The sequence below is a fragment of the Parahoeflea halophila genome, assembly GCF_900220985.1.
Taxonomy (GTDB): domain Bacteria; phylum Pseudomonadota; class Alphaproteobacteria; order Rhizobiales; family Rhizobiaceae; genus Hoeflea; species Hoeflea halophila.
On sequence record NZ_OCPC01000002.1, the window covers coordinates 473,487 to 498,845 of the forward strand.

At 62.9% G+C, this 25,359-nt stretch carries 22 protein-coding genes; 12 read left to right on the top strand and 10 right to left on the bottom strand.

Going from position 1 to position 25,359, the window contains the following annotated elements; genetic code table 11:
- Nucleotides 1-12: 12 nt before the first annotated feature.
- The 3 genes from CRO46_RS09630 to xseA form a co-directional block, all read right to left on the bottom strand.
- Nucleotides 13-1,473 carry a UdgX family uracil-DNA binding protein gene (locus tag CRO46_RS09630; RefSeq protein WP_097107282.1) on the bottom strand — a complete coding sequence of 487 codons (1,461 nt, stop codon included), beginning with the start codon at nt 1,471-1,473 and terminating at the stop codon, nt 13-15.
- Nucleotides 1,473-2,708, bottom strand: coding sequence for a putative DNA modification/repair radical SAM protein (locus tag CRO46_RS09635; RefSeq protein ID WP_097107284.1), 1,236 nt, complete (start codon nt 2,706-2,708; stop codon nt 1,473-1,475). The genes CRO46_RS09630 and CRO46_RS09635 overlap by 1 nt, the downstream gene beginning before the upstream one ends.
- A gap of 111 nt (nt 2,709-2,819) precedes the next feature.
- Entirely contained in the window at nt 2,820-4,406 is a 1,587-nt protein-coding gene (xseA, locus tag CRO46_RS09640) for an exodeoxyribonuclease VII large subunit (RefSeq protein ID WP_097107285.1), read from the bottom strand.
- A gap of 143 nt (nt 4,407-4,549) precedes the next feature.
- Between xseA and CRO46_RS09645 the strand changes: the two genes are divergently transcribed.
- From CRO46_RS09645 to CRO46_RS09655, 3 genes are all read left to right on the top strand, one after another.
- The gene (locus CRO46_RS09645) at nt 4,550-6,157 is read left to right on the top strand and encodes a phytoene desaturase family protein (RefSeq protein ID WP_097107286.1); all 1,608 of its coding nucleotides are present in this window, start codon (nt 4,550-4,552) and stop codon (nt 6,155-6,157) included.
- 51 nt (nt 6,158-6,208) lie between these two features.
- Nucleotides 6,209-7,267 (top strand): M14 family metallopeptidase, encoded by a 1,059-nt coding sequence (locus CRO46_RS09650; protein ID WP_097107288.1) that lies wholly within the window; start codon nt 6,209-6,211, stop codon nt 7,265-7,267.
- 109 nt (nt 7,268-7,376) lie between these two features.
- A complete protein-coding gene (locus tag CRO46_RS09655; RefSeq protein ID WP_097107705.1) occupies nt 7,377-8,399 on the top strand; it encodes a TAXI family TRAP transporter solute-binding subunit in 1,023 nt (340 codons plus the stop codon).
- A gap of 30 nt (nt 8,400-8,429) precedes the next feature.
- On the opposite strand, the gene CRO46_RS09660 is transcribed toward CRO46_RS09655, so the two are convergent.
- From CRO46_RS09660 to CRO46_RS09680, 5 genes are all read right to left on the bottom strand, one after another.
- Nucleotides 8,430-9,341 (bottom strand): dimethyl sulfoxide reductase anchor subunit family protein, encoded by a 912-nt coding sequence (locus CRO46_RS09660; protein ID WP_097107289.1) that lies wholly within the window; start codon nt 9,339-9,341, stop codon nt 8,430-8,432.
- 4 nt (nt 9,342-9,345) lie between these two features.
- Nucleotides 9,346-10,092 (bottom strand): 4Fe-4S dicluster domain-containing protein, encoded by a 747-nt coding sequence (locus tag CRO46_RS09665; RefSeq protein WP_097107291.1) that lies wholly within the window; start codon nt 10,090-10,092, stop codon nt 9,346-9,348.
- Nucleotides 10,089-12,929 (bottom strand): molybdopterin oxidoreductase family protein, encoded by a 2,841-nt coding sequence (locus CRO46_RS09670; RefSeq protein ID WP_097107292.1) that lies wholly within the window; start codon nt 12,927-12,929, stop codon nt 10,089-10,091. Before CRO46_RS09670 ends, CRO46_RS09665 begins: the two co-directional genes overlap by 4 nt.
- A 281-nt stretch (nt 12,930-13,210) precedes the next feature.
- A complete protein-coding gene (locus CRO46_RS09675) occupies nt 13,211-13,537 on the bottom strand; it encodes an ArsR/SmtB family transcription factor (RefSeq protein ID WP_097107293.1) in 327 nt (108 codons plus the stop codon).
- Between the two features lie 60 nt (nt 13,538-13,597).
- Complete coding sequence (locus CRO46_RS09680) at nt 13,598-14,623, bottom strand: LacI family DNA-binding transcriptional regulator (protein ID WP_097107295.1); 1,026 nt, start codon at nt 14,621-14,623, stop codon at nt 13,598-13,600.
- Nucleotides 14,624-14,845: 222 nt separating this feature from the next.
- On the opposite strand from CRO46_RS09680, the gene CRO46_RS09685 reads away from it, so the two are divergent.
- The 9 genes from CRO46_RS09685 (at nt 14,846) to CRO46_RS09725 (ending at nt 24,584) form a co-directional block, all read left to right on the top strand.
- Nucleotides 14,846-16,078 (top strand): ABC transporter substrate-binding protein, encoded by a 1,233-nt coding sequence (locus tag CRO46_RS09685; protein ID WP_097107296.1) that lies wholly within the window; start codon nt 14,846-14,848, stop codon nt 16,076-16,078.
- Nucleotides 16,079-16,147: 69 nt separating this feature from the next.
- Nucleotides 16,148-17,038: a carbohydrate ABC transporter permease gene (locus CRO46_RS09690; RefSeq protein ID WP_097107298.1), complete on the top strand. Its 891-nt coding sequence runs from the start codon at nt 16,148-16,150 to the stop codon at nt 17,036-17,038.
- Nucleotides 17,031-17,972: a carbohydrate ABC transporter permease gene (locus CRO46_RS09695; protein WP_179759004.1), complete on the top strand. Its 942-nt coding sequence runs from the start codon at nt 17,031-17,033 to the stop codon at nt 17,970-17,972. Before CRO46_RS09690 ends, CRO46_RS09695 begins: the two co-directional genes overlap by 8 nt.
- A gap of 5 nt (nt 17,973-17,977) precedes the next feature.
- A complete protein-coding gene (locus tag CRO46_RS09700; protein ID WP_097107299.1) occupies nt 17,978-19,060 on the top strand; it encodes an ABC transporter ATP-binding protein in 1,083 nt (360 codons plus the stop codon).
- Nucleotides 19,061-19,197: 137 nt separating this feature from the next.
- Complete coding sequence (locus CRO46_RS09705; protein ID WP_097107301.1) at nt 19,198-19,950, top strand: sugar phosphate isomerase/epimerase family protein; 753 nt, start codon at nt 19,198-19,200, stop codon at nt 19,948-19,950.
- Nucleotides 19,951-19,955: 5 nt separating this feature from the next.
- Nucleotides 19,956-21,101, top strand: a complete 1,146-nt coding sequence (locus CRO46_RS09710; protein ID WP_097107709.1) for a Gfo/Idh/MocA family protein — start codon at nt 19,956-19,958, stop codon at nt 21,099-21,101.
- A 2-nt stretch (nt 21,102-21,103) separates the two neighbouring features.
- Complete coding sequence (gene mgrA, locus CRO46_RS09715) at nt 21,104-22,147, top strand: L-glyceraldehyde 3-phosphate reductase (RefSeq protein ID WP_097107303.1); 1,044 nt, start codon at nt 21,104-21,106, stop codon at nt 22,145-22,147.
- Nucleotides 22,144-23,754, top strand: coding sequence for a glycoside hydrolase family 43 protein (locus tag CRO46_RS09720; protein WP_097107304.1), 1,611 nt, complete (start codon nt 22,144-22,146; stop codon nt 23,752-23,754). Before mgrA ends, CRO46_RS09720 begins: the two co-directional genes overlap by 4 nt.
- Nucleotides 23,754-24,584 carry a TolB family protein gene (locus CRO46_RS09725; protein ID WP_097107305.1) on the top strand — a complete coding sequence of 277 codons (831 nt, stop codon included), beginning with the start codon at nt 23,754-23,756 and terminating at the stop codon, nt 24,582-24,584. The genes CRO46_RS09720 and CRO46_RS09725 overlap by 1 nt, the downstream gene beginning before the upstream one ends.
- A 20-nt stretch (nt 24,585-24,604) precedes the next feature.
- On the opposite strand, the gene CRO46_RS09730 is transcribed toward CRO46_RS09725, so the two are convergent.
- Both CRO46_RS09730 and CRO46_RS09735 read right to left on the bottom strand, forming a co-directional pair.
- Nucleotides 24,605-24,835, bottom strand: coding sequence for a SlyX family protein (locus tag CRO46_RS09730; RefSeq protein WP_097107307.1), 231 nt, complete (start codon nt 24,833-24,835; stop codon nt 24,605-24,607).
- Nucleotides 24,832-25,266, bottom strand: coding sequence for an acyl-CoA thioesterase (locus CRO46_RS09735; RefSeq protein WP_097107308.1), 435 nt, complete (start codon nt 25,264-25,266; stop codon nt 24,832-24,834). The genes CRO46_RS09730 and CRO46_RS09735 overlap by 4 nt, the downstream gene beginning before the upstream one ends.
- Nucleotides 25,267-25,359: the final 93 nt, after the last annotated feature.

A 25,359-nucleotide genomic window follows, 5' to 3' on the forward strand; every position in this document is an offset into this window, starting at 1 on the left:
GATCCGTTGTCGTCACCCGGTCGGTGCCCCGGCGGAGCGGGCGGTGAGCGCCAGAACCATCTGCGCAGCAAGGCGAAGATCCGCCTCGAACAGCGCCATCTGCTTTTCACGCTCTGCCGGATCAGGCAGGCGCAGCAGGAACGACGGATGCACCGCGATCAGCACCGGGGTGCCGTCGGCAAGCTGTTCGATGGTGCCGCGGCGGCGCATGATGTTGGCACCGGTTCCGGTCAGTGCCTCGGCAGCGGTGGCGCCAAGCGCCAGAACCAGCTTTGGCTGCACGAGGCTGCGTTCGGCATCGAGCCACCAGCGGCAGTGCTCGATCTCGCCGGAATTCGGCCGCTGGTGCAGCCGTCGCTTGCCGCGCGGCGTGAATTTGAAATGCTTGACCGCATTGGTGACAAACGTTTCTGACCGGCTCAAGCCTGCCGATTGCGCGACTTTGTCGAAAAGCTGACCGGCCGGGCCGACAAATGGCAGGCCGGCCAGGTCCTCCTGATCTCCCGGCTGTTCGCCGACAATCATTAGAGCCGCATCGAGAGGGCCGACACCCGGCACGGCCTGGGTGGCAGTTCTGTGCAAGGGGCATCGTGTGCAAGCGTGGATCGCCGCCGGCAGTGCCTCTTTCGGGCCTTCCCAGGCCGACATGTGGGCAGCCAGCTGCTGGCGCGCTTTCTCGGCCCGGATCGGGGGCAGGGTGGGTGCCGCTTCGGCCATCGCCCGCGCCCGCGCCGGGGCATTGGCGATCAGGTCGGGAATGGTTGCCGCCTCCGGCAGGTTCCTCCAGTATTTCTTCGGCATTTCCGAAGTCATCGCCTGCACTTTCAGCCTAGCTGGGTTGAAAATGCTTCGGAAATAGGTCAGCCACAGCGCCTCTCCGGCGTCTTCCGGCAGGTCGGGCCGCGGCTGGCCCTCCGCAAAACTCAGGCGCCCATCGAGAAAAATTGCGGTCTTCTCGGGCGTGACAATGCGCCAGTCCATGTCGGCAAAGCGGCGGGCGAAGAAATCCGCCGTCGGCTCCACCGTGTGGTGGGTCGGTTCGAACCAGGCGGCAAAACTGCGCCGCGGCGCTGTGCGATCGCCGATTTCGCGGAACCGGACAAAGGCTTTCATCTTGTGCTGGCAGCGATGCACCGATTTTTCCATCGAGCGCAGATGCGCCAGCTCCCTGTCACCCCGGTCGGCTATCAGGTGCGGCGCATCCTTCAGTCGCCAGAGAAAGGCGTAAAGCCGTGCGAACCGGTCCGCGTCACGGTGCCAGCAGACGGTTTCCGCAAGGCTGACGAAACTGCGCGGCACCGTCTGTTTTACCGGCGCGGCGGCCCTGGCGGGCTGGTCGTCAAACAGCCCGCGTTCGGATTGTTCGCTGCCCCAGGTGACATCGGAAGGCGCCAGTCCCTCCCTCAGGCATGCCCGTGCGGCATCGCGCCAGGCGGCGGCTGTTCCGAAATCGGGAAGCGTTATGTGACGCATCACAGAAGCGACAATTGCTGTGGCGGTGGCAGGAAGCGGCTGCGCAACTGTGCCGTGTCGGTCAGCCCGCCCGGCGACCAGCCCTGCGCGGTCACGAACGGCCCGGCCTTCTTCATCGATCCACCCATCCGCACCACGTCCTCGTAGCGCACGGTGCGATAGCGCCGCGTGCTCAGGATCCGGTTGACCGTCTTCACCCCGAAGCCCGGAACCCGCAGCAGCAATTCCCGGTCGGCACGGTTGATGTCGACCGGAAACATCTCCCGATGCTTGAGTGCCCAGGCTAGTTTCGGGTCAAGTTCGAGATCGAGATTGCCGTCCCGCGCACCACTGACGATCTCCTCAAGATCGAAGCCATAGAACCTGAGCAGCCAGTCGGCCTGGTAGAGCCGGTGCTCGCGCACCAGCGGCGGCGAGACCAGCGGCAGCCGCGACGAGCTGTCGGGAATCGGCGAGAACGCTGAATAGTAAACCCGTTTGAGCTGGTAGCTCGAGTAAAGCCGGGTCGATTCGCCCAGGATCGCGGCATCATTGGAGCCGTCGGCGCCGATGATCATCTGCGTCGATTGGCCGGCCGGCGCGAAACGCGCCGCCTTGCGCCCGGTATGGGTCTTGTCGCCGGCGGCTTCCTTGCGCAGCCGTACATCGGCCATCGCCCTCCGGATCTGGCCCGGATTCTTCTCCGAGGCGAAGGTCTCCATGCTGGCCTCTGTCGGCAGTTCGACATTGATCGACAGCCGGTCTGCGAGCCGTCCCGCCTCCTCGATCAGTTCCGGTGCTGCATCGGGAATGGTCTTGAGGTGAATGTAGCCGCGGAAATTCTCTTCCTCGCGCAATCTGCGCACGATTTGCACCATGTCCGACATTGTGGCATCCGGCGAGCGAATGACGCCCGAAGACAGGAACAGGCCTTCGATATAGTTCCGCCGGTAGAAGTCGATCGTCAGCCGGACCACTTCGTCAACCGAAAACCGGGCCCGCGGCACGTTCGACGACACCCGGTTGATGCAATAGGCGCAGTCATAGATGCAGAAATTGGTCATCAGGATCTTGAGCAGGCTGATGCATCGCCCGTCCGGCGCATAGGCATGGCAGATCCCGGTGCCCTCGTTCGAGCCAAGCCCCTTGCCGTCGCGGCTGTCGCGCTTGGTCGAGCCGGAGGAAGCGCAGGACGCATCATATTTGGCGGCATCGCTGAGGATGGCGAGCTTTGATTCGAGTGTTTTGCCAGTCATATGTTCCTTATATGTTCCGCGCGAGGGCGCAGCAACAACCCAGGTTAATCCTGTCAGGAAACAATGACCGGGGATTTGTGCCGGTGGAAGCGGCAGCCTTCGTAGGATCGCCTAGAACAGGCTTCCCTGTCCGGGTTCGGTGGCTTTCCCGGTTTTGCCACGAGCCGGCTTCTTCGGCGCCGTGATCGGTTGATCGCTGCTGCTGGCCAGTGCTGAAACCTCGCCATCAGCGAATTCAACGGAAATCATCGTGCCGGTTTCGACCTGTGCTGCGCGCGACAAAAGCGTCCGGTCCTGGTTGCGAACCACCGCAAAGCCGCGCCCCAGCACGCTCTGGTAGGACAGCGATTGCAGCATCCGTGCTTGCGCCCCGAGCCCGCGCTTGTGCTGCTCAAGCTTGAGTGACATCGCGTTGTCGCGCCGCCGCCCCAGATCGGTGAGCCGTTCCAATCCGCGGGCATGTGATTCCCGGATCCGGCGCGGCAGCGTGGCGACGGACTGGGCATGACGCTCCAGCCGGGCTCTCAGCGCATCGATCCGCCGTTCCTGAACCCGGTCCATGCGCGCGATCTTGTCGCGCACTTGCTGTCGCTTCTCCCGCAGCGCCGATACCAGCGCCACTGGCGTGATTCGCGACGCCTGCTGTTCGAATCTCCGGCGACGGTTGGCGGTGTTGAGCTCCAGTGCCCGGCCAAGCGATTGCGCCGAGCGGTCGAGCCGCTGGCGCGGCAAGGCCAACACGCTGTCGAGTGTCGGCAGGGCGCGTGCCAGGCCGCGCACGGTTTCGCGCCGCCGGTCGAGTATCCGGGACTGGGCGGATTTCAGCCGGGCTGCCAGTGTGGCCAGATGCGCCTCGAGATCGGCCTTCACCGGCACCGCCATTTCGGCAGCTCCCGTCGGCGTCGGTGCGCGGCGGTCGGCGGCGTGGTCGATCAGCGTCCAGTCGGTCTCGTGCCCCACCGCCGAAATCAGCGGGATGTCGGATTCGGCTGCGGCGCGCACCACCGCCTCGTCATTGAAACCCCAGAGATCCTCGAGGCTGCCGCCGCCACGCGCGACAATGATCAGGTCAGGCCGCCGGATCGCGCTCAAGGGACCAAGTGCGTTGAAGCCGTTGATGGCGCGCGCCACTTCGTCGCCGGACGTGTCGCCCTGAACCCGGACCGGCCAGACAATAACGTGGACCGGGAACCGGTCCTCGATCCGGTGCAGGATGTCGCGAATCACCGCCCCGGTGGGCGAGGTCACCACGCCGATCACTATCGGCATATAGGGCAGCAACTGCTTGCGGCCCTCGTCGAACAGGCCTTCGGCGGCAAGCTTGCGCCGCCGCTCCTCGATCAGCGCCATCAGTGCGCCTGCGCCGGCGGGCTCCAGCGCCTCGATCACGATCTGGTATTTCGATGACCCGGCATAGGTGGTGATCTTGCCCGAGGCGATCACCTCCAGCCCTTCCTCGGGCCGGTGCTTGAGCCGCGAGAACACACCCTTCCAGATCACCGCCTCGATGCGGGCCCGGTCGTCCTTGAGCGAGAAATAGGCGTGCCCGGAGGAATGCGGGCCACGATAGCCGGAGATCTCGCCGCGCACGCGCACATTGCCGAAGGCATCCTCGACCGCGCGTCGGATGGAGCCCGAGAGCTCACTGACCGTGAACTCGGCGGCGTTTGTGGGCGAATCATTCATCAGCTCAGCCATACCCGATTGCGCCCGACGCCGCACCCGTCGTCAAGTCCGTGTTCCCCTTGCAACCGTTAACGCAAGCAACGACAGTTCAAACGCCATTGCGCAGCACTTTGCTCCCGGTGCAGAGTGCGCGTCAAACGGAGCAGGAATCGTACATGAAAAATGCAGTTGTCGTTGGCGGCGGCCATAACGGATTGGTGTGTGCCTTTTATCTGGCCTCGGCCGGACACAAGGTCACGGTGCTTGAAAAGCGCGACACGATCGGCGGCGCCGCCGTGACCGAGGAATTTCATCCCGGCTTTCGCAACTCGGTGGCCTCCTACACGGTGTCGCTGCTCAACCCGAAAGTGATTGCCGATCTCGATCTGCGTCGCCACGGGCTGGAGATTGTCGAGCGGAAAATGAGCAATTTCCTGCCGTTGCCCGACGGACGTGCGCTGGAATCGGGGCCGGGGCGCACGAAAGAGTCGGTGGCCCAGTTTTCGCAGAAGGATGCCGAGGCGCTCGAGGGCTTCAACCGGATGCTCGACAATGCCGCCGATGTGCTGCGCGATCTGCTGTTGCGCACCCCGCCCAATGTCACTGACGGCAACTGGATGTCGGCGGTGCCGGAGCTGTTGAAGGCCGCCTCACTCGGGCGTCAGTTCGCCGCACTGTCGCTGGATGCCCGGCGCGACGTGCTCGACCTTTTCACCTGTTCGGCGGCCGAGATCCTGGACCGCTGGTTCGAGAGCGATCCGATCAAGGCCCTGTTCGGTTTTGATGGCATCGTTGGCGCTTGGGTCAGCCCCCATACTCCGGGTACTGGATATGTGCTGCTGCATCACTGCTTTGGCGAGGTCAATGGCAAGCAGGGCATCTGGGGCCACGCCATCGGCGGCATGGGCGCAATCACCCAGGCGATGCGCAAGGCCTGCGAGGAAAAGGGCGTGACCATCAGGACTGGCGCCCCCGTCGCCAGCATCGAGACCGCCAGCGACCAAGTCCGCGCGGTGATCACCGAAGACGGCGTTCGCCATGAGGCAGAGATCGTCGCCTCCAACATTCATCCGAAATTGCTGGTCGGCAACCTGCTCAAGGCAGCACCGTTGCCGGACGATTTCCGCCGCCGTATCGGCTACTGGCAAAGCGGTTCCGGCACCTTCCGCATGAATGTGGCGCTCGACACGCTGCCGGTCTTCACCGCGCGGCCCGAGCCGGGGGATCACCTCACCGCGGGCATCATCATCGCGCCCTCGCTCGACTACATGGACCGCGCCTATCTCGATTCCCGCGCCCATGGCTGGTCACGCCAGCCGGTGGTCGAAATGCTCATTCCCTCGACGCTGGATTCCACGCTCGCGCCCGAGGGCAAGCATGTGGCCAGCCTGTTCTGTCAGCACGTAGCGCCTGAACTTCCCGACGGCTTTTCGGGCGGATCGTCCTGGGACGATCACAAGGAGGCCGTCGCCGATCTGATGATCGGCACCGTCGACCACTATGCGCCGGGTTTCGCCAAAAGCGTGGTCGGCCGCCAGGTGCTGTCGCCGCTCGATCTCGAGCGCAAATTGTCACTGGTCGGCGGCGACATCTTTCACGGCAGGCTGAGCCTCAACCAGCTGTTCTCGGCGCGTCCGGTGCTCGGCTACGGCGCCTACCGTGGGCCTCTGGCAGGTCTTTACATGTGCGGCTCGTCGACCCATCCCGGCGGCGGTGTCACCGGGGTGCCCGGCCACAACGCAGCACGTGAAATTCTCGGCGACATCCGCGCCCGGCGGGTGTAACCGGGAGAACAGCCGACGCGCCACAACACATTGATAGCAGAGCAGCAATCCATGAAGACCGAAATCGAAACCATTGTCGGCGAAACACCGGGCATTTCGTACGAACTGATCGTGCATCGCCTTGAGGGGACGGACGTCTCGGCTCCACGCGTCTATATCCAGTCCGGCCTGCATGCCGATGAACGCCCGGGCGTTGCGGCACTGCATTTCCTCATTCCGATGCTGGAACAGGCCGAAGCCGAGGGACGGCTGCGCGGATCGCTGATCCTGGTGCCGCACGCCAATCCGATCGGGGCCGCGCAACATCTCTATGGCGAGCACATGGGCCGCTTTGCCACCGGCACCCGCACCAATTTCAACCGTGATTTTCCGGTGCCCGGAGACGACGGCATGCGCCATCTCGACAAGGCGTCTGCCCCGGTCTTCGCCGAACGCCGGTTGAAAAGCCGTCTCTTGGAATTGGCGGACGGCTGCCCGATCGTGCTCGACCTGCACTGCGACGACGAGAGCGTGCAATATGTTTACGCGCCAGAGGTGCTCTGGCCGGAAATGTCGGACCTGGCCGCCTGCCTTGATGCGGAAGCAGCCCTGCTGTGGGATTCCGGCGCCGACCGGGCCTTCGAGGAAGCGGTCTTCGAGCAGATGCAGGCTCGCGCGCCAGACGGCGATCTTTCCGGCCATTGCGTCACCACGGTGGAGCTCCGTGGACAGAACGATGTTGATGTCACGCTGGCCCGGAAGGATGCCGAGGGACTGTATCGCTTTCTGCAGGGCCGCGGCGTGGTCGCCGCAGATACGACGCCTGCGCCGGCACTCAAGGCCGGTTTCGTCGGCAAGCCGATACGCCATGTCGACATGGTGACAGCTCCGGCCGGCGGCACCCTCCTGTTTCACGTGGCACCCGGTGACCGCGTCGAGGCCGGCCAGTTGCTGGCTGAAATCATCACCAATCCCGGCTGCAAAGGCGGCTCGGTTGAAGTCCGCGCCCCGCAGGCGGGCTACGTCCTGACCCGGCGCATCCGCCGCTTCATCCGCATGGGCGACAATCTGCTCAAGATCATCAGCGACACCGCCGCTGTGGCCTCCCGCAAGGGTGCTCTGGAAGACTGAAGCCGGTCTTCCGCTGGCCCTTTGACAATGAGATGCGAAACCGCGACCTTGTGCGCGGTTCAGCATGGCCGGCGTCAGACCGGTCATGTGCATTGGCTGGGGGGAAAGCATGGACATTCGACGATCGGCGCTCTCCGGCGCCATCAGGGCGCTGGCGATTGCAGCTTTGCTGATCACCGGGGCAGGTGCGAGCCAGGCGGGAGAAGTCCGGTATTTCACCATCGGCACTGCGGGCATCGGCGGAACCTATTTCCCGCTCGCCGGAGACATCGCCAATGCGATCTCCAATCCGCCCGGCTCGCTTGACTGCGCGGAAGGCGGATCCTGCGGCGTCCCGGGCCTGATCGCGGTGGCGCAATCCTCGCACGGCTCGGTCTCCAATGTCAGCGCGATCATCGAGGGCGGTCTCGATTCCGGGTTTTCCCAGTCCGACGTTGCCTATTGGGCCTATTCCGGCACCGGTACCTTCGAGGGGCGGGAACCGATGCGCGATCTGCGCGTGATCGCAGCGCTCTACCCCGAACATCTTCACCTGATCGCCTCAAAGGCGTCCGGCATTGCCTCGGTGACGGATTTGAAAGGCAAGCGGGTCTCGCTCGACAAGACCGATTCGGGAACCTATCCCGACGCTCTGCTGGTGCTCGAGGCCTTTGGCCTGTCGCCAGAAAGTCTCGCCGCCGAACACCTCAAGCCCGAGGACGCTGCCACGGCATTGCGTGAGGGCCGGATCGATGCGCTGTTCTTCGTCGGCGGTTACCCTGCCCGGGCGATCAGCGAGCTGGCCGCGACCACTGAGATTGTCCTCGTCCCGGTCACCGGCGGGCAGGTTGACGGTCTGCTGCGCGAACACTCCTTCTTTGCCCGCGATGCGATACCCGACGGTGCCTATCCCGGCGTGGCCGGTGCCGACACCATTGCCGTCGGCGCGCAATGGCTCACCCGGCTGGGGCTCGACGAAGAACTTGTCTACCAGATCACACGCGCGCTGTGGAATCCGGCAACACGCCAACTGCTTGATGTCGGCCATGCCAAGGGCGCATCGGTAACGCGGCAGACCGCGCTCGAGGGGATCGGAATTCCGCTGCATCCCGGTGCCGAACGCTTCTATCGCGAAGCTGGCATGATCAGGTGATGTGCGGTCGCTCCGGCCGTCACAAGGTTCTCAGCGGTGGCCGTAATAGAGCGAAACCGCGTGCTCTGCCTCGGCGAAGAACAGCCAGCGTTCCGCCAGGAGTCCGGTCAGCATCGACACGGCGGCAACAAGATTGAGAAGGGATGGGGCGCCACTCAGGCCGACAATCGCAAGAATTGCCGCCGGCACCACGCCGCCCAGCACCAAAGCCAAGATGCGCAGAGTGCGGGCGTGCTTGCGGCCGATACGGTGCACCATTTCCTTCGTCAGGTAGTTTTCGCCGGTATGCGGTCGTTCGAGCAGCCTCACCTTGCCGATGAAGCCAAGCCCGGTGGCGGTTTCGGGCGACGATCCTCTATCCGCCAGCCGGTTCCGCCCGGCCCGCGCCCACCACAGCCATTTCGCGCCCCAGGCCAGCGCAATCAGGGCAACGCCCCAGAACTCGGGCGCCTGGTGCGTCCCGAGCGCCGAGGCCAGCAGCCAGCCGGACCCGAGCGCGAAACCGCCATAGACCAGCGGCGTCAACCGGCTGTGCCACTGCGGCACGGTCTTCAGCTGGGCATAGATCATCGAGGTGGTGAACACGGTAAGCACTGCACCAAGGGCTGCCAGCAAACCCAGGAGCTGATATCGGCTGCCGGTCGCCATCCAGATCAGCACGTAGATGCCAAACAGGACCAGCGTGACGATCGCGGCAATGCCCTCGCGCGAAAGCCAGCTCGAACGCCATTGGCTGAGCGCCCGCCAGGCCCGTTCGGGGTGGCCCAGATGGAAGGTCGAGGCCAACAGGCCCGCCACAGTCAGCCCGCCGGCGACGAGGCTGACAAAGAACACCCATGCCGCCGAGGCTTCGACCGGAAAGCCGAGCCCGAGCAGGAAGATCATGCCGAGCCCGGCGCCCGACGTGACTGTGAAGAAGATGACGGAAACGGCAGGATGCATGGGACTATCCGAGTTTGTCGAGCGCGGCGTCGAGCCAGCCGAGAAAGCCGTCAGCCTTGGGCGTGGGCGCTGAGTCCCTGGCTGGCGTAGCGGAGGACTGTGCGCGCGTCTTCGGCCGCGGCGGCAGGTACTTGTTGACCGGTCGCGTTTCCATCTCCGGCATCAGGTCGATACCGCCACGCTCGGCAACCAGACGTGACACGGCGGATTGCGGGTCGTTGAAATCACCGAAATGCCGCGCGCTTGACGGGCAGGTGCGCACGCAGGCCGGGACCCGGTCTTCTTCCGGCAAAACCTTGCTGTAGATCCGGTCGACGCAGAGTGTGCATTTCTTCATCACGTTTTCGACCGGATCCATTTCGCGGGCGCCATAGGGGCAGGCCCAGGCACACAGCCCACAGCCGATGCACAGGTCCTCGCTGACCAGCACGATCCCGTCCTCGGGCCGCTTGTGGCTGGCGCCGGTCGGACAAACCGTCACGCAGGGCGCATCGTCGCAATGCAGGCAGGATTTCGGGAAATGCACGATTTGCGCCGGTGCGTCCTCGGGGGTCACTTCGAAGGTGTGGATCCGGTTGAGCCAGGCGCCTGAGACATCGGCGCCATAGGCGTCAACATCGCTGAGTGGGGAGGCCCCGGCGCTGGTGTTCCATTCTTTGCAATTGACCGCACAGGCGTGACAGCCGACGCAGGTGTCGAGATCGATGACGAGGCCGAGGCGTTTTTCGGTTCTCTCAGGCAGACTGGTCATTCCGCCACCTCCTTGCCGAAACGCACCGTGTCCGGTGCCGGCCCCACCGGGCTTTTTTGCCTACCCGCACGGGGCAGGCTCCGTTCCGCCGTCTGATCGGGATCCTTGCGGATCGCCACCCGCAGATCGAACCAGGCCGCCTGGCCGGTGATCGGGTCGGAATTTGCCCAGCGGCGGCCGTCGCCTTTCGGTGGCAGCAACTCGTCAATCAGATGGTTGAGCAGGAAGCCGCGGGTGGCTTCCGGCGCATCGGTGTCGAGCGCCCAGGCGCCGGAGCGTTTGCCGATGGCGTTCCAGGTCCACAGCGTCGAGCCATTGACCGCATCCATGCGGGCGATCCGGACACGGATCTCACCCGATTGAGATGTCACCAGCGCCCAGTCGCCGGTCTCAAGCCCCTGTTTGTCGCAGACATCGCCGGGCACATAGAGCGCGTTCTCGCCGTGGAGCTGCCTGAGCCAGGCGTTCTGCGATCCCCAGGAATGATACATCGCCGCCGGACGCTGGGTGATCGCGTGCAGCGGGTAGGAGTCGTCACTGAGCCCGATATCCGCAAAGGGTGGATACCAGGTGGGCAACGGGTCGAAACAGGCCTTGATCCGCTCGCGGTGATGCTCCGGTGGCACCGGCTTGATCCTGCCCTCGGCGGCAAGCTGGAACTTGCGCAAGGGTTCGAGATAGAGCTGGAAGATGTTTTCAACCGGCCCGTCCTGCAGCCCGTGCTCGATGGCCCAGTCGCTCCAAGCCCGGTTGGCATGTTTGAAGTAGAGCGCCTCATCAGGCACATGCACCTGCGAGAAGCCGCCATTCTCGACATAGCGCTTGAGCTGATCCGGATTGGGCTCGCCCCGCCCGGTCTTCTCGCCGTTTTCTCCGCGCCAGCCCGACAGCGGCCCGATCCCCGGCTTGCGCTGATGGTTGACGATGTAATCGGCGTAATCCTTGTAGACCGGCTTGCCGTCCTCGGTGACCATGCCCGGGAGTTTCAGCCGTGCCCCGAGATCGAGCAGCACGCTCTGGAACCCGCGCACGTCGCGGTCGGGCTCGACCACCGGCCAGCGGATCGAATCGCAGAGCGCCTCCGGCTCGCTGATCGGCCGGTCGAGCAGCGAAATGCAGTCGTACCGTTCGAGATAGGTTGTGTCGGGCAGGATCAGATCGGCAAAGGCCACCATCTCCGACGAATAGGCGTCCGAGTAGATGATCTTCGGGATCACGTACTCGCCGTTCTCGTCCTTGTCGGTCAGCATGTCCATCACCGATGAGGAGTTCATCGACGAGTTCCAGGCCATGTTTGCCATATACATGAACAGCACATCGATGCCGTAGGGATCACGCGCATGGGCATTGGAAATCACCATATGCATCATGCCGTGCGCCGACAGCGGCGCATCCCAGGAAAACGCCTTGTCGATACGCTCTGCTGTCTCGCCGTCGGCCTCCAGCAGCAGATCTTCCGGCCCGCGCGGATAGCCCAGATGCGGGCCCGCCAATGCCGTGTCGGCGCAGGCGCCGCCATGCGGCCGCGGCTGCCCGGCCACCGGCCGTGGATAGGGCGGTTTGAACCGGAAGCCTCCGGGGCAATCGATCGAGCCTATCAGGATCTGCAGCATGTGCAGCGAGCGGCAGGTCTGGAAACCGTTGGAATGGGCCGATATGCCACGCATGGCGTGAAATGCCACCGGCCGCCCGATCATCCGTTCGTGCCGCTCGCCCTTCATGTCCGTCCAGGGCTGTTCGACGATCACTTCACGTTCGAACGCCGCTTCCGCAATCTCGCCGGCAATCCGGATAATGACCTCGGCATCGATCCCGGTGCGTTCGGCTACGGCCGACGGCGCATATTGCCCATCGAGATATTTCTGCGCCAGCAATTCGAACACCGGGATGGCGGAGCGCCCGTCCGGCAGCTCGAAGCGGCCTTTGAGCGCCGGCTTGATGCCGGGTGTTGCGGAGGGTGCCGGTTTGCCGCTCGTCCGGTCGGCCACCATCGGAGTGCCCTCGTCGTCGCGGGCAAACAGGCCATGATCGGCGCCATCGGGGTCGTCGATCACCAGCCAGGGCGCATTGGTGTAGCGAATGAGATAATCGACATCGATCCTGCCGGTGCGGAGAAGCTCATGCACCAGGGCCAGGATCAGCAGCCCGTCGGTACCGGGCGTGATGCCGAGCCACTCATCGGCAATCGCATTGTAGCCGGTGCGCACGGGATTGACGCCGATCACCTTGACGCCGCGCTGTTTCAGCTTGCCCAGACCCATCTTGATCGGGTTGGAATCATGGTCCTCGGCCACGCCGAAAATCATGAAAAGTTCGGTCTTTTCCCAGTCCGGCGCGCCGAACTCCCAGAACGCGCCCCCCATCGTGTAGATCCCGGCGGTGGCCATGTTGACCGAGCAGAAGCCGCCATGCGCGGCGTAATTCGGGGTGCCGAAGGCTTGTGCCCACCAGCCGGTCATCGACTGGCTCTGGTCGCGGCCGGTGAAAAAGGCCAGTTTGCGCGGATCGGTCCGGCGGACCTCACCGAGCCAGCCCGTCGCCAGCTCCAACGCCTCGTGCCACTCTATTTCCTTGAATTGGCCCGATCCGCGTTCGCCGGTTCTCAGCAGCGGCTTCTTCAGCCGCGCCGGCGAGTAATGCTGCATGATCCCCGCCGAGCCCTTGGCGCAGAGCACGCCCTTGTTGATCGGGTGATCGCGGTTGCCCTCGATGTAGCGGACCTTGCCTTCCGCCATATGGACGTTGATACCGCAGCGGCAGGCGCACATGTAACAGGTGGTCTTGCGAATCTCGTTCGTGCCGTCAGCCGCGCTTGAAGCCCTGCTGGTCTGGTTCATTCACCCTCCCTGAGACGTGGTGCCCGATGGTCCGGCCACACCACGTTGGTCTCTGCCCTGCCGGACAAATCGACAGCGATTGCCTCCGCTGCCGCGCAATCAAACGGACCGTGCAGACGGTCGAATGTCAAGTCCACCACGTAAATCCAGATCGACTACCGCTAAGTCCAGTTCAGCCATTTCGGGAGCTGCTATGCAGCCACTCAGGCGAGGATCCGACCGACCCGGATGGGGGTCAGGAACGGTCTGACCCGGCAAGCAAATTTCGGCGGCGAAGCCCGTCAACACGTCTCCGGATTGGGTGTGGCGCAGTACAATCCGTGCAGCACTTCGAGCACGGCGATAACTTCCTTGCCCTTCAGTGAATAGTAAATGGTCTGGGCGTCGCGCCGTGTGTTGACCAGCTCGGCGTCACGCAGCTTGCGCAGATGATGCGACATCGCCGGCTGTGACAGCCCCGCCATGTCGGCAAGCTTGAGCACGCTCTGCTCGCCATCAAGCAGGATGCAGAGAATTCGCAGGCGCACGGGTTGCGACAGCATCTCCATCAGCTTTGCCGCTTCGGCCATGCGCGGCTCCATTTCCACCATGTCCCGTGCCTCAAGCATTCGCGGCACTCCGTCTCCTGTACATCAATGATTTCTTATATAAGCACTTTTCCGGATGGTTCAATCTCCCGCTGCCCGGGTACTGCCACGGACAATGAGTTCCACCTCGAGAATGGTCGTCTCGATCGCCGGGCTGGTGCTGGTGCCAACATGGTTGATCAGCATCTTGGCGGCATGGAGTCCCAGCTCCTTGCGCGGTTGCCGCACGGTGGTGAGAGCGGGAATGAAGCGCCGGGCGATGTCGATATCGTCAAATCCGACCACAGAAACATCGTCCGGAACAAAAACACCGTTTCGCGCAAGTTCAGAAATGAAGCCGAAGGCCATCTGGTCAGACTGGCAGAACAATGCGCTCGGACGGTGCGCGAGCTCGAGCCACGCCTGCGCCGCGCGCGCGCCCGACTCGAGACTGAAATCGCCTGAAAAGGCGTGCGCGGGGTCAAGCTCAAGACCCCTTTCGGCCATTTCCCGCTTCGCGCCAGCACTTCTCGTGTGGCTCAGAACATTGTCGTCAGGGCCGGTCAATATGCCGATCTGACGGTGTCCCAGCCCGGCAAGATGGCAGATCGCAAGGCTGGCGCCGCAGGTGTTGTTGGCGCGCACCGACGAGAACATGCCTTTCGGGGTCCATTCGCAGGCAAAGATGATCGGCGGCGCGCCGGTCCCCGAACTCGCCACCGCCAGAATTTCGTCCGGCAGCGAGCCATCCAGCGCAATGATGCCGTCGGCCCGTGTCGCATGCAGATACTCCAGCACCAGCTGCGGCTTGCTGTGCGCCTGACGTGTATCGACCACCAGCATGTTGATGTCGACCTCAGACAGGGCCGTCTCGATCCCCGCGAGAATTTCCGAGAAAAACGGATTGCCGAGATTCGGAACCAGCACCACGATGGCACCGGTGCGCTGACGCCGGAGATTGCGCGCCGAGAGGTTGACCCGGTACCCGGTTTTTTCCGCGGCCATCAGGACAGCGTTTCGTGTTGATTCCGCTACGGTTTCCGGCTTGCTCAACGCCCGGCTTACGGTCGCTGTCGAAACCCCTGCGAGCCTTGCGACATCAGTGATCCTCGGTGCTTTTGTTTCCATGATGAGTCGTATTCCCGCTTCTGCGAGAGGGGCGAGGGGCCCGTTTCGCAAATATCACTTGACTCCAAAACTCATCGCGGTCAACCTCTATGTAATCGATTGCACTGCAACGATGTATCGAATGATGTAATCGATTTAAAACGGTGTGAGGGCACCGGTGGACCCGGACAGCTGCGTCAAAGCAACGTGCCGGGAGGAGGAACATTCCTGGGAGGGAACTCGATGAACACATTCAAGCTTTTTCTGGCCGGTGCGTCCGTACTGGCACTCTCGACATCCGTCAACGCGACCGATCTCGAAGTCACCCACTGGTGGACATCCGGCGGCGAAGCCGCGGCGGTGGCCGAATTCGCCAAGGCCTTTGACGCAACCGGCCACAAATGGGTCGACGGCGCCATCGCCGGCGGCGGCGGCACCGCCCGCCCGATCGTCGTCAGCCGTATCATCGGCGGTGACCCGATGGGCGCATTCCAGTTCAACCACGGCCGTCAGGCGGAAGAACTCATCGAAGCAGGTCTGCTGCGCGACATGACCGATGTCGCCGAGAGGGAAGGTTGGAAGGACATCGTCAATCCGCCGTCGCTGCTTGACGCCTGCACCATCGACGGTCGCATCTACTGTGCGCCCGTCAATATTCACTCCTGGCAGTGGGTGTGGCTGTCGCATGCCGCCTTCGAGAAGGCCGGTGTCGCCGTGCCGACCAGCTGGGACGAGTTTGCAGCGGCGGGCAAAGCGCTCAGGGATGCCGGCATTCAGCCGCTGGCCCTCGGCGGGCAGCCCTGGCAGAGCTCGGGCCTTTTCAACGTCCTGATGGCAACGCTGGCCGGGCCTGACGTGCTGACCAAGATCTACGGCGAAAAGGATGCAGATCTCGCTGCCGGGCCGGAAATGGCCAAGGTCTTCCAGGCGGCATCCGATGCTCGCAGCATGGCCGAAGGCTCCAATGTCCAGGACTGGAACCAGGCGACCAACCTGGTGATCACTGGCAAGGCCGGTGGCCAGATCATGGGTGACTGGGCCCAGGGCGAGTTCGCGGTGGCCGGCCAGACTGCCGGCACCGACTACACCTGCCTGCCCGGCCTCGGCATGCGGGAGATCATCTCCACTGGCGGTGACGCCTTCTATTTCCCGGTCATCGACAATGCGGAGATCACCGCCGCTCAGGACGTCCTTGCCGCAACGCTCTTGAAGCCGGAAACCCAGGTCGCCTTCAACCTGAAGAAGGGGTCGCTGCCGATCCGCGGCGATATCGACCTGTCGGCGGCCAACGACTGCATGAAAGAGGGTCTGGGCATCCTGGCCAAGGGCAACACCATGCCTGACGTCAACATGCTGAACACCGAGGACACCAACAACCAGTTGAACGACCTCTTTGTCCAGTTCTTCCAGGATGCATCCATCACTCCGGAAGCCGCGCAGGAGCGCTTCGTCGAAATTGTCCGCAACAAGGACTGATCCCGAAACGGCCGGCCCGACCTGGCGCGGGCCGGCGCCTTTTCTCCTTGTTACGGACAGGAACCTGCCATGGCTTCGGAGCGCCCGAACCGGCTGTATCGCAATCTGACTGCGAAAATAGCCGCGATTCCGATGATCTTGACTGCAGTCTGCGTCTTTCTTGGCGGAACGGCGTGGACGGTGGTCTACTCGTTTACCAATTCCAAGCTGCTGCCTCGGGCCAAGTTCGTCGGTCTTGATCAGTATGAACGGCTGTGGGGCACCCATCGCTGGGTCGTCTCGATCGAGAACCTGATGATCTACGGGATCTGCTCGTTGGTGCTGAGCCTGGTTATCGGCTTCGTGCTGGCGGCGTTGATGGACCAGAAGATCCGCTTCGAGAACACCTTCCGCACCATCATTCTCTACCCCTTTGCATTGAGCTTCATCGTCACCGGACTGGTCTGGCAATGGCTGCTCAACCCGGACCTCGGCCTGCAGAGCGTCGTCCGTTCCGCCGGATGGGTAAGCTTCAATTTCGACCCGCTCTACAACGCCGACATCGTTATTTTCGGCGTGCTGATTGCCGGCATATGGCAGGGCAGCGGCCTGATCATGGTGCTCATGCTTGCCGGTCTGCGCGGCATCGATGAGTCCATCTGGAAGGCCGCCCGGGTCGATGGCATCCCGCTGTGGAAAACCTACGTCTTCATCGTCATTCCCATGTTGCGCCCGGTTTTCATCACTACCCTCGTGCTGATCACCAGCGGTATCGTCCGGCTCTACGACCTGATCGTCGCGCAGACCAGCGGCGGACCGGGGATCGCCTCCGAGGTGCCTGCCAAATACGTCTACGACTATATGTTCCAGGGTCAGAATCTGGGCCAGGGTTTCGCGGCCTCGACGATGATGCTGCTTGCCGTGTTGATCGTCATCATCCCCTGGGCCTATCTGGAATTTGGAGGCAAGAAACGTGGCTAATCCGATAAGTCTCTCGGTGACGGCGGCTGCCATCGGCACCACCCGGGCAGAGCTATCCGGCCCGCGCGGCGCCCGGCCGAAACGCGCCATCTCGCCACGCAACGTCTTCATCTACGGCACCCTTTTGCTGGTATCGGTCTACTACCTGCTGCCGCTTTACGTGATGATCGTGACATCGCTGAAGGGCATGCCGGAAATCCGGCTGGGCAACATCTTCGCCCCGCCGGTGGAAGTCACCTTCGAGCCCTGGGTCAAGGCCTGGGCCACCGCCTGCACAGGGCTCAATTGTGAGGGCCTGTCGCGCGGTTTCTGGAATTCGGTGCGGATCACCGTACCCTCGGTCGTCCTGTCGATCGCAATTGCTTCAGTGAATGGGTACGCGCTGGCCAACTGGCGCTTCAAGGGGGCCGACTTCTTCTTCACGGTGCTGATCTTCGGCGCCTTCATTCCCTACCAGGTGATGCTTTATCCGATTGTCATCCTGCTGCGCGAACTGGGGCTTTTCGGCAGCCTGTGGGGGCTGGTCCTGGTGCACTCCATCTTTGGCATGCCCATCCTGACGCTGCTGTTCCGCAACTATTTCACCTCGGTGCCGGAAGAGCTGTTCAAGGCGGCACGCGTCGATGGCGCCGGTTTCTGGGGGATCTATTTCAAGATCATGCTTCCGATGAGCCTGCCGATCTTTGTTGTCGCCATGATCATCCAGATCACCGGTGTCTGGAACGACTTCCTGTTCGGCGTCGTCTATACCAAGCCGGATGTCTACCCGATGACCGTGCAGCTCAACAACATCGTCAATTCGGTCCAGGGCGTGAAAGAGTACAATGTGAACATGGCCGCGACCATCATCACCGGGCTCGTTCCGCTGATTGTCTATTTCGTTTCCGGCAAGCTCTTTGTGCGCGGCATCGCCGCCGGTGCGGTGAAGGGGTAAGTATCGTGACCAGTGTATCGATCCGTGACCTGACCTTGAAATTCGGGTCACTCGAGGTTCTCAAATCGCTCAATCTCGACATTGACGAAGGTGAGTTCCTCGTCCTTCTGGGGCCATCGGGCTGTGGCAAGTCGACCTTGCTCAACTGCATAGCCGGACTGCTGGATATCTCCGATGGCCAGATCTTCATCGGCGGCAACAACGTCACATGGTCCGAGCCGAGCGAACGCGGCATCGGCATGGTGTTCCAGTCCTATGCGCTCTATCCGCAGATGTCGGTCGAGGGAAATCTGGCATTTGGCCTGAAGAACGCCCGCATGCCGAAGGACGAAATCGCCAAGCGCATTACCCGTGCTGCCGAAGTGCTTCAGATCGAGCCGCTTCTGCAGCGGAAGCCGGCACAGCTGTCGGGCGGTCAGCGCCAGCGCGTCGCCATCGGCCGTGCCCTGGTCCGTGATGTCGACGTGTTCCTGTTCGACGAACCCCTGTCCAATCTCGACGCCAAGCTGCGCGCCGAGTTGCGGGTCGAAATCAAGCGTCTGCATCAACGGCTCAAGAACACGATGATCTACGTCACCCACGACCAGATCGAGGCGCTCACCCTGGCCGACCGGATAGCCATCATGCGCAATGGCATCATCCAGCAGCTGGACACGCCGCATGAAATCTACAACCGGCCTGTCAATCTCTATGTGGCGGGCTTCATGGGTTCACCCGGTATGAACTTCATTGAGGGCGAAATCTCCGGCGCGGGCGACGCCAGTTTCAACGTCGCCGCTACGCAAATCCCGCTCGCGCGCTATCCCTTTGCCCGCGCAGACCGGCCCGGCAAGGCCATATTCGGCATCCGGCCCGAGCATGTCAGCTGCGGAGCCGCAGCAATGGAGGAGCCTTTCAGCACGGACGTCGAAATCGAGGTGGTCGAGCCAATGGGCGCCGACACGCTGGTCTGGGCCGTGCTTGACGGCAAGGAATTCCGTTTCCGGGTTGACGGGCAGAGCCCGTTGCAAGCCGGTCAGACGGTCCGCATCGGCTTCGATCCGGCCAAGGCCTCGGTCTTCGACGCGGCGAGCGAGTTGCGGCTCTGACAGCCGTCCGGAATATAAAATGCCGCTGCCGGGCACGTGGCTGCAGCTGCAACCGCCTTCGCAGGATCAGTCGCACTGAGACGAAGACCGGCGCACCAAAGTTATCGAGATACTGACAAACAGGAAAGTTCAAACAGATGGATTTCTCATTTCAGCTCTACAGCGCCCGTAATTTCCAACCCTGGGCGGACGTCCTGGCGATGCTTGCCGCTGCCGGATACAGGAACGTTGAAGGGTTTGGCGGGGTCTATGAAGATCCGGCTTCATTCCGCGAAATCATGGACCGGAATGGCTTGTCCATGCCGTCGGGCCATTTCTCCATCGATGCCCTGGAAGGTGAATTGGACGGCGTTCTTAAAACCGCTGCGACCCTTGGCATCAAGCAGATCTTCTGCCCGCATATCAGCGCCGAACAGCGCCCGGCCGACAAGGCCGGGTGGCAGGCTTTCGCCGCCCGCCTGAGCGCGGTGGGTGAAAAGGTCCGCGCCGCCGGTTACGGTTTCGGTTGGCACAATCATGACTTCGAATTCGTGCCGCTTCCCGATGGATCGGTGCCGATGCAGATCATCCTTGACGCGGCCCCGGAGCTGGAATGGGAAGCTGACACTGCCTGGGTCATTCGTGGCGGTGCTGATGCATCCGACTGGGTCGCGCGTCATGGCAACAGGATCACAGCTGTTCACGTCAAGGATATCGCGCCGCAAGGCGAATGCGAGGATGAAGACGGCTGGGCCGATGTTGGCCATGGCACCGTCGACTGGACGACCCTGTTCAGGCAGCTCAACACCAGTGCACCGGCGACGCTCTTCATCATGGAACACGATAACCCTTCGGACGCCGGACGCTTCGCCTCGCGATCGCTCAACTGGTGCCGCGGCACTTCGGAGTAATGGATATGGCAAAAGTTCTCGGTGTCGGCATCATTGGATGCGGCAATATCTCCACCTCCTATCTCCGGCTCGCACCGCTGTTCAAAGGCATCGAGATGCGCGCCTGCGCCGACATCAACCCGGCGGCTGCCGAGGCCCGTGCTGCCGAATACGGCATCCGCGCTCAGGGCGTCGAAGACATGCTGGCCGCTGACGACATCGACATGGTCGTCAACCTGACGGTGCCCGCGGTGCATTATGCGGTTTCGGCTCAGGTGCTCGATGCGGGCAAGCACGTGTTTTCCGAAAAACCCTTCGTGCTCTCGGTTGAGGAAGGCCGCGATCTGGCCGAGCTGGCAGCGAAGAAGCGCCTGCGCGTCGGCTCCGCGCCCGACACCTTTCTCGGGGGAGCCCACCAGCTGGCCCGGCATCTGGTCGAAACCGGCGCTGCCGGCCGCATCACCGGCGGCACCTGCCATGTCTTGAGCCCCGGCATGGAGCACTGGCACCCCAATCCGGATTTCTTCTTCAAGCCCGGCGGCGGTCCGATCCTCGATCTTGGCCCGTACTACATTTCCAATCTGGTGCAGCTGATCGGACCGGTGGTCCGGGTTGCCGCCATGTCCGCGATTCCGAGCCCGGAGCGCAAGATCACCTCCGAGCCGCGCCATGGCGAGATGATCTCGGTCGAGACGCCGACCACGGTCCATGCGGTGCTCGAATTCGCCAATGGCGCCCTCGTCACGCTCGGAGCCAGTTGGGATGTGAAGACCCACGGCCACCGCCCGATGGAACTCTATGGCTCCGAAGCCAGCCTGGTGGTTCCGGATCCGAACTTTTTCGGCGGCAAGGTCGAACTGGTCGGGCAGGATGGTGAAGCTCGTGATCTGCCCGTATGGGAGCATGCGCTCGGCGTGCCGAACCAGAAACACAGCCAGGGCATGATGGCGAACTATCGCACGGCGGGCCTCGCCGACATGGCGCTCGCCATTCTCGAAAACCGTCCACACCGTTGCTCGCTTGAATTTGCGCTTCATGTGGTAGATGTGATGACAGCCATTCTCCGTTCGGGAGAATCCGGCGCATTCATCCGCCCGTCCACGAGCTGCGAACAGCCGACCGCCCTTGGCATCGAGGAAGCGGCGGCGCTGCTGAACAAGAAAGAGGCCTAGACATGTGGAAACCCTCACCCGATCGCTACCAGTCCATGAGCTACCGCCGCACCGGACGATCCGGGCTGAAACTGCCGGCGATCTCGCTCGGCCTGTGGCACAATTTCGGCGGTGACACACCGCATGAGCTCAAGCGCGAGCTATGCCGCACGGCCTTCGATCTCGGCATCACCCATTTCGATCTCGCCAACAATTACGGCCCGCCTCCGGGCTCCGCCGAGACCGCCTTCGGTGAAATCCTCAGAACCGATTTTCACGGCCTGCGTGACGAACTGGTGATCTCCTCCAAGGCCGGTTACAACATGTGGCCAGGGCCATACGGCGAGTGGGGCAGCCGCAAATACCTGGTCTCGAGCTGCGATCAGAGCCTCAAGCGCATGGGGCTGGATTACGTCGATATCTTCTATTCGCACCGCTACGATCCGGATACGCCGCTGGAAGAAACCATGATGGCGCTCGATCACATCGTCCGCTCGGGCCGGGCGCTCTATGCGGGTATTTCCAGCTACAACTCCAAGCGCACCAGGGAAGCCGCCGCCATCCTCAAGCAGCTCGGCACCCCGTGCCTGATCCATCAGCCGAGCTATTCGATGATTAACCGCTGGGTCGAGGATGATGGCCTGCTCGACACGCTCGACGAGGAAGGCATCGGCTCGATCGTGTTCTCGCCGCTGGCCCAGGGCATGCTGACCACGAAATACCTCAACGGCATTCCCGAAGACAGCCGCGCGGCCCAGGAAAAATCGCTTCAGACCGGCTTCCTCAACGAGCGCAACCTGAACAATATCAGGGCGCTCAACGAGATCGCCCAGCGCCGCGGCCAGACGCTCGCGCAGATGGCGCTGGCCTGGGTGTTGCGCGGCGGAAGGGTGACAACAGCCCTGATCGGCGCCAGCAAGCCGCAGCAGATCATCGACTGTGTCGGCGCGCTCGACAATCAGGAGTTCACCGAAGCGGAACTGGCCGAGATCGACACCTATGCCCGTGACGCCGACATCAACCTGTGGGCCGCATCCGCCGAGAGGAAGGGGCCTGCGAGAAAATGATCATCAATCCGGTTCTGCCCGGCTTCAATCCGGACCCTTCGATCTGCCGGGCAGGACCGGACTATTACATCGCCACCTCGACCTTCGAGTGGTATCCCGGTGTCCAGATCCATCATTCGACGGATCTGGTCAACTGGAGCCTTGTCTGCCGCCCGCTTGGCCGAGCCAGCCAGCTCGACATGCGCGGCAATCCCGATTCCTGTGGCATCTGGGCACCCTGCCTGTCCTACGCAGACGGGCTGTTCTGGCTGGTCTACACCGACGTCAAACGGCTCGACGGCAATTTCAAGGACGCGCACAACTACCTCGTCACCGCGCCTGCCATCACCGGTCCCTGGTCCGATCCGGTCTATGTCAATTCCTCGGGCTTCGATCCGTCGCTGTTTCACGATGAGGACGGCCGCAAATGGTTCCTCAACATGGTCTGGAACCACCGTACCGATTCCGTCGGCGGCAGCCCCAAGCACCCGGCCTTCGCAGGCATTCTGGCTCAGGAGTATGACGCTGCGGCCGGCAAGCTGATCGGCGAAGCGGTCAATATTTTCGCCGGCAGCGATCATGGCCTGGTCGAAGGCGCGCATCTGTTCCGGCGCAACGGCTGGTACTACATCACCGTGGCCGAAGGCGGCACCGGCTATGGTCATGCCGTCACCATGGCCCGGTCGCGCGATTTGACCGGCCCTTACCAGCTGCATCCCGACACTTTCCTGATGACGTCGAAGGATGCGCCGGACGCCGTGCTGCAGCGTGCCGGCCATGGCCAGATGGTCGAGACCCCGGAGGGTGAAATCTACCACACCCATCTCTGCTCTCGGCCCTTGCCCGGTATGCGCCGGTCGCCGCTGGGGCGGGAGACCGCCATCCAGAAATGCGTCTGGGGCGAGGATGGCTGGCTGCGGCTGGCCCAGGGCGGCCTGGTCCCCGATGTCAAGGTTCCTGCCCCTGATCCGCTGAGCCGCAAGGCACCAGACAAGGCCACGCACCGGGACTTCACCGGGGTCACATTGCCGGAGGAATTCCAGTGGCTCCGCACGCCGCAACCGGAGCGGATTTTCTCGCTCACCGGTACCGCACTGAGGCTGCACGCGCGCGAATCCATCGGCAGCTGGTTCGAACAGGCGCTGGTGGCGCGGCGGCAGGAACATCTGAGCTTCCGTGCTGAAACGTCTGTGCATTTTGCACCGCGCAGTTACCAGCAGGCCGCTGGTCTGGTGCATTATTACAACCGCAACAAATTCCACTATCTGGCCGTCACCTGGCATGAAGGACAGGGACGGGTGCTGACCATCCTGAGTTGCCCCGGCGACTGGCCGGACGGCCGTTTGCAGTTCCCGCTCGAACAGCCGGTTGCCTTGCCGGAAGTCGGCGCGGTCGAGCTGGCGATGGGCGTCAATGGCGCGAATTTGCAGTTCCTTTACAGGCTAACGGGCGATGACTGGCAAGCAATTGGCCCAGTCCTTGATGCCAGCGTCATTTCCGACGAGGGCGGTCGCGGTGAGCACGCCTCCTTCACCGGCGCCTTTGTGGGCATGGCCGCCTTCGACACTTCGGGCAGCGCCATCGAGGCGGATTTCGACCGCTTCGCCTATATCCCGCAGGACGGCTGATGCGCAGCCAGCTGTGTATCTACGATCTCACCTCGGGTGGCGTCGCGGAAGTGCTGTCGACCCGGCGGTTGATCGAAGCGCCGAACTGGGCGCCCGATGGCACCTCGCTGGTGGTCAATGGCAATGGCCGCCTGTTCCGGGTTCCGCTCGATGCGCCGGAGCTTGCAGCAATCCACACCGGCCATGCGATCAAGTGCAACAACGACCACGGTATTTCGCCCGATGGCCGCCTGCTGGTGATCAGCGATTCCACCGATACCGGCCAGTCCTGCATCTGGGTCCTGCCGATCACAGGCGGCACCCCGCGCCGCATCACGGCGGAGGTTCCCTCCTGGTGGCACGGCTGGTCGCCCGACGGCAAGACGCTCGCCTTTGTCGGCCGCCGCGATGGCGCTTTCGGTCTCTACACGATCGATGTCGAGGGTGGCGATGAGCGGCACCTCGTCAGCGGCGACGGCCACTATGACGGTCCGGACTATTCGCCTGATGGCGCCTGGATCTGGTTCAATTCCGACCGTGGCGGCTCAATGGACCTGTGGCGCGTTCCGGCCGCCGGTGGCACGCCCGAACAGATGACCGCTGACGACCGGATCAACTGGTTCCCGCATCCCGCACCCGCTGGCGGCAAGGTGCTCTTTCTCAGTTACGAGCCCAGAACCGAAGGCCATCCGCGCGATCGTGATGTTCAATTGCGGCTGCTCGACCCGACCGACGGCACGATCACCACGCTGCTGGCGCTGTTTGGTGGTCAAGGCACCATCAACGTGCCCTGCTGGGCACCGGATGGCCACCGTTTCGCCTTCGTTCGTTACGAACCGGAGGAGAGCTGACCGCACTCGCTGGTGGCAATCTACCAGTGCGGCGGCGGCTGATTGGCAGGTGGGACGTCGGCGCCGTCTTCAAGTTCGTCGAACCGGTCGGTGAGCCGGGCCAGCTCCTGGCGCAACTTCTCGCTCTGTTTCCAGCCTTCGGTCAATTGCCGCGACAGGTCCTCGATCGCCGCCTGCTGATGGGCAACCAGTTCCTCAAGCCGCACGATGCGGGATTCGGTGTCAAAGCCGTTCTCGTCTTTTTCGCTCATGTCGCTATGGTCCCGAGAATTGTGCGCCAGGCCTCCGGCAATTGTACCGGCCGTCGTGTGCCGCGGTCGACATAGACATGGACAAACCTGCCGTCGGCGAAAGCCGTTTCTTCGTCATTGCGGAACAGGCCGATCGCGTAGGTCACCGAGGACCCGCCAAGCCGCTCGACACCGATGCCGGCCGTGATCTTGTCCGGGAACTTCGCTTCGGCGTGGTAGCGGCAGCCCGTCTCCACCACCAGCCCGACAATATCGCCGTTCAGTGGGTCGAGCAGTCCCTGTTCGATCAGCCAGTGATTGATCGCCGTGTCGAACAGCTGGTAGTGCACGACATTGTTCATGTGGCCATAGACATCATTGTCCGCCCAGCGGGTCTGTAGCGGGCGAAACAGTTTGAAGGCGGTGCGGACTGGAGGCGGTGATCTTGTCATGGACCTGCTTTCACCATGTCATGCGCCTGGGAGCAAGAGTACAGGCACCATGTCCGGCATCTGGCCGTGTTGAAAACCCGCGGCCACAAAAAC